18 protein-coding genes are annotated in these 16,755 nt (G+C 43.4%); 17 read left to right on the top strand and 1 reads right to left on the bottom strand.

All coding sequences use genetic code 11. The annotated features are described in order from the left end of the window. The first annotated feature begins 65 nt into the window (after window positions 1–65). Window positions 66–2,165, top strand: coding sequence for a PQQ-binding-like beta-propeller repeat protein (locus tag ACO067_RS23545; RefSeq protein ID WP_421879252.1), 2,100 nt, complete (start codon window positions 66–68; stop codon window positions 2,163–2,165). Between the two features lie 59 nt (window positions 2,166–2,224). Here ACO067_RS23545 and ACO067_RS23540 read toward each other — a convergent pair whose 3' ends face one another. Further along, entirely contained in the window at window positions 2,225–4,633 is a 2,409-nt protein-coding gene (locus ACO067_RS23540; protein ID WP_421879249.1) for a glycoside hydrolase family 3 C-terminal domain-containing protein, read from the bottom strand. Window positions 4,634–4,750: 117 nt separating this feature from the next. Here ACO067_RS23540 and ACO067_RS23535 point away from each other — a divergent pair, with 117 nt between their 5' ends. From ACO067_RS23535 to ACO067_RS23460, 16 genes are all read left to right on the top strand, one after another. Further along, window positions 4,751–5,071, top strand: a complete 321-nt coding sequence (locus ACO067_RS23535; protein WP_421879245.1) for an ArsR/SmtB family transcription factor — start codon at window positions 4,751–4,753, stop codon at window positions 5,069–5,071. Then, complete coding sequence (locus ACO067_RS23530; RefSeq protein WP_421879242.1) at window positions 5,068–5,538, top strand: SRPBCC domain-containing protein; 471 nt, start codon at window positions 5,068–5,070, stop codon at window positions 5,536–5,538. The genes ACO067_RS23535 and ACO067_RS23530 overlap by 4 nt, the downstream gene beginning before the upstream one ends. A 4-nt stretch (window positions 5,539–5,542) precedes the next feature. Then, window positions 5,543–5,932, top strand: coding sequence for a DoxX family protein (locus ACO067_RS23525; protein ID WP_421879240.1), 390 nt, complete (start codon window positions 5,543–5,545; stop codon window positions 5,930–5,932). Further along, entirely contained in the window at window positions 5,932–6,519 is a 588-nt protein-coding gene (locus tag ACO067_RS23520) for a YdeI/OmpD-associated family protein (RefSeq protein WP_421879237.1), read from the top strand. Before ACO067_RS23525 ends, ACO067_RS23520 begins: the two co-directional genes overlap by 1 nt. A gap of 62 nt (window positions 6,520–6,581) precedes the next feature. Continuing rightward, on the top strand, window positions 6,582–7,208 hold the full coding sequence (locus ACO067_RS23515) for a YdeI/OmpD-associated family protein (protein WP_421879234.1): 627 nt from the start codon (window positions 6,582–6,584) through the stop codon (window positions 7,206–7,208). Next, window positions 7,205–7,804, top strand: a complete 600-nt coding sequence (locus ACO067_RS23510) for a hypothetical protein (RefSeq protein WP_421879231.1) — start codon at window positions 7,205–7,207, stop codon at window positions 7,802–7,804. The genes ACO067_RS23515 and ACO067_RS23510 overlap by 4 nt, the downstream gene beginning before the upstream one ends. A 79-nt stretch (window positions 7,805–7,883) precedes the next feature. Beyond that, a complete protein-coding gene (locus ACO067_RS23505; RefSeq protein WP_421879228.1) occupies window positions 7,884–8,333 on the top strand; it encodes a DUF6159 family protein in 450 nt (149 codons plus the stop codon). Next, complete coding sequence (locus tag ACO067_RS23500; protein ID WP_421879225.1) at window positions 8,291–8,755, top strand: DUF6159 family protein; 465 nt, start codon at window positions 8,291–8,293, stop codon at window positions 8,753–8,755. The genes ACO067_RS23505 and ACO067_RS23500 overlap by 43 nt, the downstream gene beginning before the upstream one ends. Before the next feature lie 41 nt (window positions 8,756–8,796). After that, window positions 8,797–10,038 (top strand): hypothetical protein, encoded by a 1,242-nt coding sequence (locus ACO067_RS23495; RefSeq protein ID WP_421879222.1) that lies wholly within the window; start codon window positions 8,797–8,799, stop codon window positions 10,036–10,038. Then, window positions 10,035–11,048: a quinone oxidoreductase family protein gene (locus ACO067_RS23490; protein WP_421879220.1), complete on the top strand. Its 1,014-nt coding sequence runs from the start codon at window positions 10,035–10,037 to the stop codon at window positions 11,046–11,048. The genes ACO067_RS23495 and ACO067_RS23490 overlap by 4 nt, the downstream gene beginning before the upstream one ends. Window positions 11,049–11,052: 4 nt before the next feature. Continuing rightward, the gene (locus ACO067_RS23485; protein WP_421879218.1) at window positions 11,053–11,928 is read left to right on the top strand and encodes a zinc-dependent peptidase; all 876 of its coding nucleotides are present in this window, start codon (window positions 11,053–11,055) and stop codon (window positions 11,926–11,928) included. 50 nt (window positions 11,929–11,978) lie between these two features. Then, on the top strand, window positions 11,979–12,839 hold the full coding sequence (locus tag ACO067_RS23480; protein WP_421879215.1) for a methylated-DNA--[protein]-cysteine S-methyltransferase: 861 nt from the start codon (window positions 11,979–11,981) through the stop codon (window positions 12,837–12,839). Continuing rightward, window positions 12,826–13,074, top strand: a complete 249-nt coding sequence (locus ACO067_RS23475; RefSeq protein WP_421879212.1) for an Ada metal-binding domain-containing protein — start codon at window positions 12,826–12,828, stop codon at window positions 13,072–13,074. The genes ACO067_RS23480 and ACO067_RS23475 overlap by 14 nt, the downstream gene beginning before the upstream one ends. Further along, window positions 13,050–13,658, top strand: coding sequence for an alpha-ketoglutarate-dependent dioxygenase AlkB family protein (locus ACO067_RS23470; protein ID WP_421879209.1), 609 nt, complete (start codon window positions 13,050–13,052; stop codon window positions 13,656–13,658). The genes ACO067_RS23475 and ACO067_RS23470 overlap by 25 nt, the downstream gene beginning before the upstream one ends. A gap of 107 nt (window positions 13,659–13,765) precedes the next feature. Further along, window positions 13,766–16,342: a PAS domain S-box protein gene (locus tag ACO067_RS23465; protein ID WP_421879206.1), complete on the top strand. Its 2,577-nt coding sequence runs from the start codon at window positions 13,766–13,768 to the stop codon at window positions 16,340–16,342. A gap of 12 nt (window positions 16,343–16,354) precedes the next feature. Beyond that, window positions 16,355–16,747 (top strand): response regulator, encoded by a 393-nt coding sequence (locus ACO067_RS23460; RefSeq protein ID WP_421879204.1) that lies wholly within the window; start codon window positions 16,355–16,357, stop codon window positions 16,745–16,747. Window positions 16,748–16,755: the final 8 nt, after the last annotated feature.

The raw sequence follows: 16,755 nt of genomic DNA, 5'->3' as shown, positions 1-16,755 counted from the left end.
TACAGAACACCGAGTGAGTATTTGCTATCTTAGAAGGGTAATCATTAAATCAATTGATGAACCTAATGCCGCACCCGATCAAGTTTTTGACGTTCATAGTCTTATTTGTTGCATTGTCTGCATGTGACCGGCCAGCAAGCCTTAGCACCAACAATTGGTCTGAGTATCTCGGTGGACCTGATCGTAATCACTATACTACACTCGATCAGATCACTCCTGATAATGTTGGTGATTTACAAATAGCCTGGACGTATGAAACACCCAGTGCCGGTCAGATGCAAACCAATCCGTTAATCATAGAAGGTGTTTTATTTGGCGTGACACCAACATTGCAGGCTTTTGCACTAGATGCCGCTACAGGTCAAGAGTTATGGCTGTTTGGAGATACGCTGAAGCATTGGGCAAGCACCAGTCGTGGCGTTTCTTACTGGACTGATGGCACAGAAAGCAGAATCTTTTATACAATAGGGTCAGACCTTTGGTGCCTGGATGCAGAGAGTGGAACTCCAATCCAGAAATTTGGTGATCAAGGAAAAGTTGATTTGCATCTTGGATTACCGGAAGCAGCAAAGGATAAGTTCATCAATTCCAATACACCTGGAGCAATTTATAAGGATCTGATTATCATGCCTGTAAGGGTTTCTGAAGACGCTGATGCGGCTCCTGGAGATATTCGAGCATTCAATGTAAGGACTGGTGAACTGGAATGGATTTTTCACACTATTCCATATCCCGGGGAGTTTGGTGCAGAAACATTTCCACCTGGTGCTTATCAAAATGAATCAGTTGGAGCTGCCAATAACTGGGCGGGCATGGCGATAGATTATGAGAACGGCATGGTCTTCGTGCCCACAGGGTCAGTGTCCTACGATTTTTATGGAGGGAATAGAAAGGGCCAAAACCTTTTTGCCAATTGCTTGCTGGCACTTGATGCCAACACTGGTGAGCGTATCTGGCATTATCAAACGACACATCATGACATTTGGGACAGAGATCTGCCAGCACCGCCAAACCTGATGACCATCACACGAGATGGGAAAGTGATCGATGTGGTAGCCCAGGTGACCAAACAAGGTTATGTCTTTGTTTTTGATCGGCTTACCGGACAACCCATCTTTCCAATCGAAGAGCGACCAGTGCCGTTAAGTGATTTAGAGGGAGAGGAGACCTGGCCAACTCAACCTTTCCCTACCAAACCAGCTCCATTTGCTCGACAGTCAAGCGATTTGACGCCTGATGATATTAGTCCATATGCTGCTAATCGTACAGAATTACTGGAAGAGTTGGAGTCCTACGATAAGGCTCAATATGCACCGGGAAGCTTGCGGGGCGCAGTATTATTGCCTGGATATGATGGTGGAGCTGAATGGGGTGGAGCTGCTGCAGATCCAGAAGGAGTGCTATATGTGAATGCAAATGAAATGGCATGGATTCACCGTATGATTCCCACACCAAGAGAGGAAGAGCTTACAAGTCTCACGACGGGCCATCGACTGTATACCTCATACTGTATGGGTTGTCATGGTGCAGATCGTGAGGGTAATCCTAACTACCCATCGCTGATAGATTTGGCAGGTAGAAGAGATAAAGAGTTCGTCATGAACATTGTTAGGAATGGAAAAGGAATGATGACGGGTTTCCCGACCTTATCCAGCTCTGAAATTCAGGCCTTAATGGCTTATTTGTACGATGAAGAGAAAAATGAAATAGCTCACATAGAAGCGTCGGATAAGGTCTCATTACCATATCGCAGTGTCGGGTACAACAAGTTTTTGGATATGAAGGGCTTGCCAGCCATATCACCACCATGGGGTACTTTGAGCGCCATTGATCTAAACACTGGAGCGTACAAGTGGCGGATTCCTCTTGGTCATGAACCGGAGTTGAAGAAGCAAGGGATTGATGCTACCGGAGTGGAGAACTATGGAGGACCGATCGTGACTTCAAACGGATTACTATTCATAGCGGCCACCAAAGATGGTTATTTCAGAGCTTTTGATAAATACACCGGAAAGCTACTTTGGGAAACAAAACTGCCTGCTGCTTCCTTTGCTACCCCAGCCACTTACATGGTTAACGGCAAGCAATACATTGCACTAGCATGTGGAGGAACCAAATTAAGCACGCCAAGTGGTAATTTATATGTGGCTTTTGCATTGCCATGAACTAAAAAAAACCTCTTCACGATTTCTGAAGAGGTTTTTAACAAAAGGTTTTGGTTGAATTATAGTTCCACCATGGATATTTTCTTGATATCTCTGGAAGATGCACCTGCACGAACTTCGTACACACCATTTTCCAGTGACCATTCGTCAGATGATTCGTTCCAATAGCTCAGTTCTGAAACCGGGATACGGAATGTCAACTCCTCTGATTCACCAGGTTCTAAAATGTCGGTTTTTGCGAACTCTTTTAACTCCTGTACAGGTCTGTCAATAGATGAATTGACCTTTGAGAAGTACAGCTGAACGACTTCTTTTCCAGCAATGTCTCCCGTGTTGGTCACACGAGTAGAGGCATAAATAGTGTCATTTTTGAGCTTGGTTATCAAGGTATCTATGCTAAACGAGGAATAAGACATCCCAAAGCCAAAAGGATATGAAACCTCTATACCCGCTTTGTCAAAATGGCGATATCCGACATAAATCCCTTCCTCATAGTTGGTATAATCTACATTGGCGACTTGTTCATTTTCTGGTACTTCTTTCCCAGCCACCATATCAAACATTCCCATTGGCTTTCCATCCAGCGGGAAGTTGGCATTAGCGGCATGATCATTCAGGTTGATAGGGAAGGTCATGGGAAGTTTTCCACTTGGGTTTACTTTACCACTGAGGATATCGGCGACTGAGTTTCCGCCTTCTTGTCCGCCTTGCCACGCCAGCAGGATAGCATCTGGGATGTTTTTCCAGGAAGCTGTTTCGATCACTCCACCAATATTGAGAACAACCACTACTTTTTTATTTGCTTGATGATAAGTGTCAGTAATGTTCTTGATCATCTCTTGTTCTACGGCTGTCAACAAGAAGTCATCTTTTTCTACCCGATCACCACCTTCGCCAGCATTTCTACCTATAGTGATAATGGCTACATCCGATCCGGTGGAGACCTGCTCTATCTGCTCTTTTGTATAAGGTATTTGTGGTGGGTTGTAGGGCTGAAACATCGCATTCATGCCTTCAGGCTTAACGAATGCCTCAGGATTAGCAGCTTTGTGAGCCTCGTAAATCTCTTTGGCTTGTTGATTAATGGAAAATCCAGCATTGGTAAGGCCTTCTTCCAGGGATACTGTGTATGCTTCGTTTACATCACCAGAGCCTGTACCACCTGCAATGAAGTCGTAAGAGGTCACTCCAAAAAGTGCTATGTTCTTGCTGCTAGCGAGAGGGAGAGTTGATTCGTTCTTAAGCAGGACCATTCCTTCGGCTGCAGATTGACGCGTTGTTTGGGCATGTGCTTTCAAGTCGGGATTGTTCCCAAATGTTTCTCCATCCAGTTTGCCAGATTTGATGATCAACTCCAGGATTCTTTTTACTGATCTATTGATCGATTCTTCACTTAAGGTTCCGTTTTCATATCCTTCTATTAAATCGTCCCATTGCAATTTAGTGCCGGGTTCTAATAAGTCATTACCTGCATTGATCTGAGCAACAGCATCATTGCCACCAAACCAGTCTGACATCACCAGACCTTCGAACCCCCAATCATTACGAAGAACCTCAGTTAAAAGATAAGGACTCTCAGATGTGTAGGTGCCGTTTACCTTATTGTAGGAAGACATGATGGTCCATGGCTGAGACTTTTTGACGACAATTTCAAAACCTTTGAGGTAGAGTTCTCTCAAAGCGCGTTCAGAAACGATTGTGTTGTTGTTATTTCTATTTGTTTCCTGGTTATTGGCCACATAGTGTTTGACAGAAGTCCCTACTTCGTGAGATTCAATGCCGTTGACCATAGCTGCACCCATGAAACCAGTTAATAGAGGGTCTTCCGAATAGTACTCAAAATTACGCCCACAAAGAGGGTGCCTATGAATATTGACTCCAGGTCCTAAAATGACGTCAATTCCGTATTCAACGGCTTCATTTCCCATCGCTGAACCTACTTCTTGCACCAGGTCAGTGTTCCATGTAGAAGCTAGCAGTGTAGCAATCGGGAATGCGGTGCAGTAATACGTTCGATCCTCATTTGGTCGTTTAGGAGCTATTCTCAAACCAGCCGGACCGTCAGACAGGTAAGTGGTGGGTATCCCAAGGCGCGGAGTGGGAACAATGGTCCCCACAGCTCCCGGAATACCAGTACCTGGTTCGACGCGTCCCATAGCGGATGCAATTCCAGACCCTTTGAGTAGATGGATCTTTTCATCAATAGTCATTTGCGCTAACAAATCCGAGGAGCGTTCGTCGATAGATTTTCGTGCATCTTCATACGGGTCCAGAGTGCCATTACCATTGCGATCTGTATAGGTGTATCCATCTGTCGTTTTCTGCTGGACTTGTATACTCTGGCTATAATCCTCTTCAAATTCCAGGAAACTATTTTTGAGGTACATCCATCCACCAAAACCTACGATGACCAAGAGAGCTACCAAGCTCAACAGGGTAATTAAAACGATTTTAATATACTTCTTCATACATGTGGGGTTTAGATGTCAAATATACGATTTTATCAAAGTGTCTAAAGGACACATAAAAAGTTTATTTGTGTAGCTAATTAGCTACACGTATATTTGTAGTCAAATAACTACATAATGAAACTAAGAAGAGATGTATTCCAGGCAATTGCCGATCCCACCAGGAGAGCCATTTTGCTGCTTGTAGCTACTCAGTCTATGACTGCAGGAGCCATTGCTGCGAATTTTGATTCAGCCAGACCTACAGTGTCAAAGCACCTTTCCATACTCACAGAGTGTGAACTGCTCCATCAAGAACAGAATGGAAGGGAAGTACTCTATCAACTCAATCCAATTAAAGTAAAGGAGATTGCTGATTTCGTAGAGCCCTTCCGTCAACTCTGGGATGATCGGTTCAATAAGCTGGAGGCAGTCATGAAAAACTACCAATCCAAATGAATAAGGAACTTAAAACCCAAGTGCATGCCGTAGATGGTGAGCAGCAGCTAACGATCACACGTTCATTCGATTTGCCAGTAGCGTTGCTATTCAAAGCGTATGTGATTCCCGAGATGGTGGAGCAATGGATGGGGACCAAGGTGGTGAAACTGGAAAACAAACAACATGGGAGTTACCAGTTTGAGACTACAGATCCTAAAGGAAACAAATTTGGTTTTCATGGCACGATACATTCCTTTCAGGACAACCAGAGGATTACAAGAACCTTCGAAATGGCCAATGCTCCGTTTCCTCCACAGTTGGAGTTTCTGGAGTTTGAATCAGTCGGAAATGAAAGCAGTAAACTGACCATGCATGTCATCTATCGATCAGTGGCCGTAAGGGATCAGATATTGCAATTACCATTTGTTCAGGGCATCAATATGGCCCACAATAGGATAGAAGAAATTATGAAAAAGAACTCTTAAACTTATGTCAAAGCGTAACAAGATCATTTATTGGATTGTGACATTATGGATGTCGCTAGGTATGGTATCCACCGGAATCGTTCAGCTCATTCGGTTAGAAGAAGAAGTAGAACGTACGGTAGCTCATCTAGGCTACCCAGTTTATTTGTTATCCATTTTGGGAGTTTGGAAGATACTGGGAGTCATTGTTGCATTAGTGCCTGGACTACCCCTGCTAAAGGAGTGGGCGTATGCAGGGTTTTTCTTTGCAATGACTGGCGCACTGGCTTCACATCTTATCGTCCAGGATCCTTTTAGTGAAATATTTCCTTCTGTATTGCTGCTGATGCTAACATGTCTATCTTGGTACTACCGACCGGCTAGTAGACGATTGGTTTTTGCTAAATCCTCTTGATGATGTTCAATCCTAGTAGTCCAGAGATCTTTTTCGAGAAGAATACGAAATGGCAAGAAGCTTATTTAGAGCTAAGAAGGATCATCCTTCCATTCGAGTTAAGCGAAGAAGTGAAGTGGGGCAAGCCATGCTACACGCTCAACGGTCAGAATGTAGTGCTCATACATGGATTTAAGGAGTATTGTGCGTTGCTTTTTCACAAAGGAGCTTTGATCGACGATCCGAAAAATCAATTGGTGCAACAAACAGCCAATGTTCAAGCTGCCAGGCAATTACGTTTTGTAAATGTAGAAGATGTTTTGTCACGCCAGAGGTATATTGAGCATTGTGTCAACTGTGCCATTGAGGTTGAAAAGAAAGGCCTGAAAGTGGATATGAAAGAGACTGCTGAATTTGAGTTGGTGGATGAATTCAAGCAGACATTGGATGACAATCCTGAGTTGAAAGCGGCTTTTGAGCGACTTACACCAGGCAGGCAACGTGGATACTTACTACATTTCGCCCAAGCCAAACAGTCCAAAACCCGAATGGCTAGGATAGAGAAGCACTGGGATCGGATGCTGGAGGGTAAGGGAATAAATGATTAGACTTCAGACTCTAGGCGTATGAATATAGAATTGATGCATTGTAACTATTTTAGATGATGGAAATGACCAGAGACAGTGTAGATACTTATTTGCTAGAGGGGTGTGGCCGATGCAAATTTGGAGGAACCCCAGAGTGCAAAGTACATAAGTGGCCCGGGGAGCTTAGAGAATTGCGTCGGATCGTTTTAGCATGTGGTCTGAATGAAGAAGTCAAATGGGGTGTACCCGTTTATACCCACAATGGAGCCAATGTTTGTACAGTAAGTGCGTTCAAAGATTATGCTTGTCTCAGTTTTTTTAAAGGGTCACTTTTGGCAGACACTCAAAAAATATTAGACAAGCCAGGTGAAAACTCTCAGTCTGCAAGGATCATCAAGGTCACCTCATCCACTCAGGTATTGGAAATGGAAGAAGATTTGCGAGCGTATTTGTTTGAAGCTATTGAGGTGGAAAATCAGGGACTGAAGGTAGATTTTAAAGCCAGGGAAGAATTGGTTTATCCAGAGGAGTTGTTGGCTTTCTTTAAGGAAAGACCAGATTTTGAAGAGGCATTCGAGGCATTAACTCCTGGTCGTCAGCGCGGATTTATTCTCCATTTCACCCAACCGAAAAAGTCTGAAACTCGATCTTCAAGAATTGAAAAATGCATGCCACTTGTTTTTGAAGGAAAAGGACTGCAAGGAAAATGAGAAGAATGCTGTACCTGGTCTTGAGTGCAATGACGATTGCCTCTTGTGTTCCTTTAGATCAGCAGTATGCACAGCAGCAATACGAGGACGTCTGGTACAATAAGCCATTGATGGTCAACCCGTCCATGTTTGAACAAGTTTTGAAACCGGAGTATCAGGAAAGGTCAATTATTGAGATGGCCGAGCATCCTTTAAGAATCCAACCAGAGTTAATGAAGCAATCATTTCAGTCCGAATATTCCATTTATGGATATGGAACGCTCCAATCTGGCAAGCTGCTACGTAGATCTCCCAATTCTTTGCTTGAAGCCGTGTTTATTGAAAATGGATATTTGAAGTGCAGAATTGGCTATGGTGGAGGAGCAGGTGAAGATCAATTGATTGAAATGGGCCTGATTTGGAATGGAGAGTACTACTATGGTGAGCATGGCCTAACCGTGGATGTCGCCATCTCCTTTAAGGATCTGGATTTAAGAAGAGCCATGATCATTGAAAAGGTAAAATTCAACCTATTAGCTCTCCAGCACCCAGAATCTTCTCGAGTGAGCGTCAATCTTTTAGGATATCACAGAGTGTTGGACTACAGTTATGACTAAACATACGGTGGAAGGTGTTTTTGGGCTTAGGCGTGATTTTGTCTATTATTGATCATCTGAATATCCTAACCTCAATCTCATGAACGTATTCTCACGCAGTTGGCAGATCACTAAACTATCCTTCAGTGTCATCAACAAGGACAGGGAGTTGCTTGCTTTTGCCTTGTTATCATTCGTCTTTAGTGCTTTATTTTCCGTGGCGATGATTGTGCCCTCCGTGTTACCTGACATTATTGACGGAGGCCGGTCAGTGAAGGAATTAGAAGTCTACCAGTATGTCCTCATTTTTACTACCTACTTTGGATTGGCTTTTATTGCTACGTTTTTCAATGTGTGCGTGACCTATACGGCCAAAATTCGCTTTGAAGGTGGTAATGCCACTTTTGGGGAGAGTATTCGATTTGCTACCTCCCGAATGGGTCTTATTGTTCAGTGGAGCTTACTCTCTGCTACCGTTGGTCTGCTGCTCATTTACTGGAACGTCTCGTGTCTAGCTTTGGTAAGGTTGGGGAGATTATCGGTCGGATAGTCATCGGGCTTATGGGAGCTGCGTGGAGTATTGCTACGATTTTTGTAGTGCCAATCCTGGTTTATGATGGATTGGGTCCTATAGACGCAGTTAAGAAGTCACTCAAAGCCGTTAGAGAAACCTGGGGAGAAAACATTGTCAAAAGCATTGGTTTGGGCTTGATGACTTTTTTCGCCTATGTGCTTGTAATAGCTGGTGGTGTGGGACTGACCATCTTACTCGCTCAGCAGTTTGATGCTGCAGGGATGATCGCAGGTCTTGTGATAGGAGGGTGTTTGTTGCTGTTTACTGGCTTACTATTCAAAGTAGCGGGCACAGTATTTACCACGGCGTTGTTTGTTTATGCTAATGAGAAAATCGTTGCTGCTGATTTTGATCAGGATCTGATTGCGGGAGCTTTCAAAAGTAAAAAGAAGAAGTAGCTGTTACGATTCAATTGGCTTTTGGTAAAATATGACGAAGTATGAAGAAGTTAGTCGTTTTGGTGCTTACAATCCTATTATTCCAAAGTTGTAATACAGATACTGAGGATGAGTTACTATTTTCTGCTAGTGTCTTTCATGAGGGTTTCTGGGTGATGGTTTCCAATGATGATGGAAAGGTACTCGATTACCATCAGGTTACTGATCCTGAGGAGATCCTCGAATTTTATGGCAGTACCAAATCAAGCACCATTTCGGTTACGGTGATTGATGCCAGACAGGAGAGTGCGGGCAGTTTGACCACTTATCAGCACGTGCAAGTAGGAACATCTTGGCTGGACAGAACCTCATTTCCACCCATTGTTGGCACCCCGGAGAGCGTCGGTACATTTGATTTAACGATTAACAACTATAATGATGGGGACACCCCATTCCTGTCATTTGCGATCAGTGACGGATATAATTTTCTATATTCTTATTTGGATGATGTTTACTACGAAGGGAACAGTTATCATGCTAAAGTTCATCTGAGGGAGGGAGTCAGTGGTTTACTTGTAACTACCTATTATGAAAACAACCCCATGTATTACAGGATCGGGGAAGTAAGTGTGGACGATGAGATTGTTATAGACTTTGCTGATTTCTCACCCATGCGAACCGCTCACATACAAACTGAGCATGAGCAGACGTTTGGTTATATGCGAGGTGTATACGGCTCGGACGACCAACTACATGAAATTCAATCGAATTATGATTTGTGGAATAATTCATTGTCTTCCAGGTCTGGGGAGTTCAATCAATTTGGCTATCTGGAGGGTTATGATTATTATGAGTATTCCGTGTCATATGCCGAATTTGATGAATCATATAACTATTGGAATGTATTCAACTTCAGTTCACCGTCTGTTCCCGAGCAGATAGTTGCTCCGTCGGTTATTGTGGAGATTATTGATCCATCCATTGGAGGTTTTACTGCGACCATAGACCAGGAATATACGTATCAATGGAGTTTATTTCGGTATAACACGGGAGACGGCTCCCAGCTTTCCTGGATGATTTTTAATCCTGCAAACACTTCCATCCAGGTTCCTGAATTTCCATCAAAGCTAATATCGGAGCTACCATTTTTGGGAAACAGGGGTAACCTCAAGTTTTTTCAAACCCAATTTCGTCACTTGAAGCATGATACGGACTACCAGGATATTCTTCGTTGGTTTGTGAATGCAGAAGGTGCTCAGTCTGTGGAGGAGTCAGAATCTTACTGGGTTACCAACAGAGAATGAAAGCCTACCTTTTTAAGTCTCCCGGAGGAATTGATCGCCTTCAATTATCTGAAGTATCTGAAGCTGATATCGCCAGTAATGAAGTACTTATCCGTGTGAGGGCCATTGGCATCAACTATGCTGAGGTACTATCTAGAAAAGGTCAATACAGTTGGGCCCCACCAAGACCGTATATTCCGGGAATGGAGGCCGCTGGTGAAGTAATGCAGGTCGGAACGGAGGTGTCAGGTATTGCAATAGGAGATAGGGTCATCATGGGAGCTCAATACGGAGCCTATGCCGAGTGCATGAAGAGCAAGGCACACCTGGTCTACAAAGTACCTGACGGATGGAGTTGGCAAGATTCAGCGGCTTTTCTGGTGAACTTCATCACTGCCTGGGTGGCACTGTTCAAGCTTGGAAAACTTTCAGGTGGAGAAAGGGTGCTGATTCAAGCTGCAGCTGGTGGAGTTGGTACTGCAGCGGTGCAGCTAGCATCAAAGGCCGGAGCTCAGGTGGCCGGTACTGCCAGTAAACCTGAGAAGTTAGAACTCATCAAAAAACTCGGAGCAGATTTGGCAATTAACTACACTACTGAAGACTTACAAGAAGTGATTCAAAAGGAGTGGAAAGGGGTAGATGTATGTCTGGAAGTAGTGGGTGGTGGTGTCTTCAAGAAGAGTAAAGCGTTGATGGCCCCATTTGGACGATTGGTGGTGGCGGGTTATGCCAGTATACCTTTGCATAAATGGAAACCATGGACCTGGTGGCCAGCCTGGCGTGATGCACCTAAAGTCAATGTAATGGAAATGGCAAAAGGATCCTATGCGATGGCCGCAACTCACGTTGGCTATCTGACAGAGAAGCCAGAAATAGCACAATCTGTTTACCAGGAGCTTCTTCTCTTTGTTCAGAAACACGAGATCAAACCAGTCGTAGGTCAAACCTTCAGCTTTGAGGAGCTACCACAAGCTCATGCCTTCATGGAGTCTCGAAAGAGTGTGGGAAAGATTGTGATCCATATGCCTTAACCTCATGATGCATCTATTCCTCCTCTTGATGGTGATGACAGGCCTGGGCTTGTACATCTGGCGCGTGTTAAATCCACGGCAAGCGGAGGTTTTGACTGTTCCTTATAAATGGAAAGTTATTCTTGAAGATCACGTCCACTTTTATCAAAACCTGGACACCACTCAAAAGACTCAGTTTGAATCAGATGTGCAACACTTTCTCACTGAAGTTACTATATCAGGCGTACAGACAGAAGTAACCCTGCTTGACAGGTTGTTGATAGCAAGTAGTGCGGTCATTCCATTGTTTGGATTTCCAGCATGGACATACAGTCATTTGGATGAGGTGCTTCTCTATCCCGATTCGTTTGATGAGAGATATAACATTGGTGGACCCAATGCAAGAATATCCGGAATGGTGGGAAATGGACCCATGGAGGGCAAAGTGATATTCTCCAAACCAGCTCTGCATAGAGGATTTGACATCAACAACGATAAACGAAATGTGGGGATACATGAGTTTGTACATCTTTTTGACAAGGAAGACGGACTGATTGATGGCATTCCTCCATCTTTTGTGGACCAGGCGCATACCGGTCCTTGGTTGGAATTGATCAGGAAAGAGACCAATCAAATCATGAAAAGCAAAAGTACCATCGATTCCTACGCAGGATACAATCAGCAGGAATTTCTGGCTGTTGCAAGTGAGTACTTTTTCGAAAGGCCGCATTTGCTAAAAAAGAAAGAGCCAGAATTGTATGATACTTTGTGTGAAGTCTTTAAACAAGATCCGTCGAGAATCGTGAGTAAGGATACCTACGGTGTACCAACAAGAATACCAAGAAATGCTGCCTGTCCATGCGGAAGTGGCCTAAAATACAAGCGTTGCTGCATGGAATAACCGCAAGATTCGGGTTTTACACCAGGTTTAGATAAGCTACTTTTGATCTCATGACTCCTACAGATGAACATCACATTAACTACCAGCGAATCGCTGAGGCTATTAGGTACATTGCAGCTAATCACACCCAACAACCTAAACTCGGGGAAATAGCCGAGCTGTCTCATCTTAGTCCTTACCATTACCAGAGGCTTTTTACAGAGTGGGTAGGTGTAAGCCCTAAGAAGTTCATGCAGTTCATAAGTATTAGCCATGCCAGGAAAGTGTTAAGGTCTTCTGAGGCAACACTATTTCAGACCGCACACGAAATGGGTCTCTCTGGCACCGGACGCCTTCATGATTTGTTTCTAAGTATAGAAGCCATGACTCCAGGGGAGTTCAAGCGGGAAGGTGTGGGGTTAGAAATTTCGTATGATTTTGCGACCAGTCAGTTTGGTGAAGTGATCATAGCCAGTACGTCCAAAGGAATATGTTATGTGGCATTCATCCAGAATGAAGAGGAAGGAGTTCGTGGACTCATGGATAGGTTTCCTCGTGCTCAGTTGATTCAAACAAACACTGCACATCAGCAGTCAGTAAGTAAGTTCTTTCAAGAGGGCCTAAAGTTACATCAACCCATACACCTGCACCTGTCAGGAACTCCTTTTCAGTTGAAGGTATGGGAGGCCTTGTTGAGAATTCCAGCCGGCAATCTGGCTACCTACAAGACCATTGCTACGGCAGTGGATAAACCATCGGCATCACGAGCAGTAGGAACAGCCATTGGTGCTAACCCTGTTGCTTTTTTAATTCCCTGTCATCGAGTGATCCAGGCGACAGGTCAGTTTGGAGGATACATGTGGGGGCCAGAGCGGAAGCAAATACTGCTGGGTTGGGAAGCTGCAAAATACCGAGATCATGTGGATGCATGAAAACCTGGATTCCCAGGAGCTATTGGTATTGCTAAAAAATAGGGCAATTACCTTGGCTGGAAACTCTAACTTGAAAATCTACGGTATGCTAGCATGCAAAAGTGGACGCCGTATGTATAAAGCAAACCGCGTATTTTTCACGAATGAAACAGAAGCAGTAGACCAGGGTTATAGACCTTGCGGACACTGCATGAAAACCGCCTATGAACTATGGAACTCTTCGATCGACCAGTAAATAAAACATCTAACCTATTGCCCTACGAAGGAATCGTTAACTACTATGGCAAGGTGTTCGGCTCCCAAGCGGCTGACGAGTATTATGAATTACTCCTTGATACCGTACAATGGGAAAGGGATGTGGCCATCATATTTGGCAAACGAATTGAAACCAAAAGAAAAGTAGCATGGTATGGTGACAAGGCTTTTGAGTATACTTATTCTAACAACACAAAAACTGCATTACCATGGACACAAGAACTGAACAATCTTAAGCTTAAGACTGAAGAGCTTACAGGTGAATCCTATAATTCATGTTTGCTGAACCTATACCATGACGGATCAGAGGGAATGGCCTGGCACCGAGATGAAGAGGAGGATCTAAAGAAAGACGGGGCGATTGCATCCATTTCATTTGGTGCTGAACGAAAATTTGCATTCAAACATCGCCAAACAAAAGAAACGGTCAATGTATTTCTCGAACACGGCAGTCTTCTCGTTATGCGAGGTACTACACAAACACATTGGCTGCATCGTTTACCACCTACCAAGAAAGTTCATTCACCCAGGGTAAACCTTACTTTCAGAACCATTGTGGAATGAATCTACCATATAGGTAAATCTCTTAATGTTCAATAGTCTTAGGTGTTATTTCATTGAATGTTCGTTGATTCGATTATCTTTTCCTAAGCGAACTCATCACCGGTTTAATGAATACTACTTTAGTTGACGGCTCTGATTGGTCAGAAGACACTTTAGATTTGGACTTTAATCCAGGCACCGAAAGTAGTCTAATTGTTTATGGATTGAGTGACGAGGTACTATCGAAAATTGTTCATTCCAATGATCAACCAGAAATTCAGATTCGAAGAACATCTGGTGAAATACTTCCTAATAGCATTACGCTAATTCATCAAAATGAAACGTTTACTTATGATGGCAGATCCATTGTCATTGCTTCAGGGAAATCGTCTGACGAATTAGCGGACATTATCCTACGAAACTATCCACAAGGTTCCATTACCTTATTGGCCGAAGACTATACCATTCTTTACACCTCTGGCACTGGGTATTCTGAGTATGATATGGACCCGAAAACTATGTCCGGAATCAATATCCGCGAAATTTTATTAGAAGATATTTATGTCAAGTTTCTTGACGCAGCTGAAAAAGCACGGAAGGGAGGAATCATCGAATATGAATCAGAATTTAGTGACAGGTACTATCTTACCAGTATCTGTATGTTGGTTGATTCAGAAACCAGGTATTTTTTACTTCGATCTCAGGATGTTACTGATAAGCATGAAGTGGAGACCGCCTTAATGGAAAGTGAAGAACGCAACAGATACTTTCTGAACAACTCGCAGGAAGTGGTTTGTACCCATGATATGCGTGGTAACTACAAGATGGTTTCTCCTTCGGTGACGCGAATCTTAGGCTACGATCCTCAGGAGATGATCGGTAAGCATCCATATGATTTTACTCACCCTAAAGACAAAGACATCTTAAGGGAAGGGGCCTGGGTTCGACTAATGCGTGGGGAGCATCCAGAAAACATTCAGTACCGAGCTAGAAAGAAAGACGGTAAATACATCTGGATGGACTCATATACTGACATAGTAAGAGATCAGCAGGGCCATATTGTGTCCCTAACTACCGCTTCTCGGGAAATTACTGCTATCAAAAAAATCGAGATAGAACTCAGAAAGAGTGAGGAACGATTTAGAGGTATAGCTGATAACCTGCCAGGCGTCATTTATCTCTGTCATAATGATGCCAACTACAGCATGATCTATTTGAATGATGCCGTGGAAGAGCTCACAGGATATCCCAAAGAGGCGTTTTTGAACGGGGATGTCAGCTTTGTGGACTTGTATCATCCTGATGATAAGGAACGAATTTTTAAGCGAGTCGATCAGGCGTTAGAAGGTCGAAAACATTTTAGAATTACTTATCGCTTAAAAAACATTCAGAAAGAAGGGTATGTGTGGGTAGAGGAATACGGACACGGCATTTTTGAGGAGGATCAACTAGTTACAATAGAAGGTGTATTACTAAATATCACCCAAAAGATAGAAGATCAAAAACGCCTCGAGCAAAGTGAGGCCAATCTTAAATCCATCTTTGAATCTACCACGTCAATAATTGCACTCTTCGATGAAGTTAAGAACCTGGTCGAATTCAATAGTTCTTTTAGAGAGTATGTATCTGCTGGTGAGAATTTTGAATTATTACCAGGGCCGAGTTTCTGGGATAATATTGATCAGGAAAAGGCAAAAGAATTCAAAGCTTACCAGGATCGGGCATTGAAAGGAGAGAAGTTCTCCGTTACGACTAATTACATTACCCCTTATGCAGAATTGTTTTTCCTTGTCAATTACAACCCAATCTACACCAACAAGCGAATTACTGGAGTATCCGTATTCATACAGGACATTACAGAGCTTACCGAATCTCAGAAGCAGCTGGAAAGCTATGCCGAAAAACTAGAACTCCTGGTAAAGGAACGCACCGTGGAACTGGAAACGAAAAACGAAGAACTCATAAAAGGTAATGAGCAACTAGAAGCCGCACTGAATGAGTTGCAGTCTGCACAAAATCAGTTAATCCATGCGGAGAAAATGGCATCATTAGGTGTATTGTCTTCGGGTATAGCTCATGAAATCAACAACCCGCTCAATTTTGTCAAGAATGGATCGGTGGCCCTTTTTGACCACATCAGATCCATGCAGGGTTATAACAAGGAGCTTTTTGAGCCATACTTCGAGTTGATCAGCGAGGGTGTGGAGCGTGTGGCCAATATCATTAGAAGTCTTAGCCATTTTAGTCGGCAGGTGAAGTCTATGGAGGAAAACTGCAATCTTTCTGAGATCATTGAAAACTGCCTTGTTATCCTTCAAAACAAACTAAAAGACCGAATTCACGTAGATAAAAACCTGAATGAAGATCTAATTGTAATTGGAAATGAGGGCAAGCTTCATCAGGCTATTCTGAACATACTTTCCAATGCTGAACAAGCGATTGATCAGGAAGGCACCATCTCCATTCATTTGTTTAAGTCGGGAACGCTGGCGGTGGTAGAAATAGAAGATGATGGCGCTGGCATACCTCCAGAGCACTTGTCCAAAATCAGTGATCCTTTTTTTACCACTAAACCGCCAGGCGTGGGTACAGGCCTTGGCCTGTTCATCACTTACTCCATTATCGACGAGCATGAAGGTAAAGTACAGGTCTTCTCAGAGTTAAAAAAAGGGACAAAAATTAGGATTGAATTGCCAAATTCGTAGTTTTAAGTTTAAATGACTCAGCATCCAGATATCACCGTGCTTTACGTTGATGACGAGAAAGATAACCTTTTTGTCTTCAAGGCAAACTTCAATCGAAAGTTTGAAGTGATCACCACCTTGTCACCTCTGGATGCCTTGGAGCAATTAGAGCTTCATCATGATGAGATCATCGTAGTGATCAGCGATATGCGTATGCCTGTCATGAACGGAGTGGAGTTTATCAAAAAAGCCAAAGCCAAGTACAACAACATTTGTTATTACATCCTGACCGGTTATGGTCACAATGAAGAAATAGAGGCGGCTTTGGAATCACGAATCATTGAAGATTACTTTACCAAGCCATTTGATGCGGTAGAGATAGAGAAAGCCATCCTTGATGCTACCAGCAGATTGCGACGCAATTAGGTTTTATG

This window comes from Marinoscillum sp. (assembly GCF_965229915.1).
In the GTDB taxonomy this organism is placed as follows: domain Bacteria; phylum Bacteroidota; class Bacteroidia; order Cytophagales; family Cyclobacteriaceae; genus Marinoscillum.
Note: the sequence above shows the minus strand (reverse complement) of the source record. Positions and strands in the feature narration are given on the sequence as shown.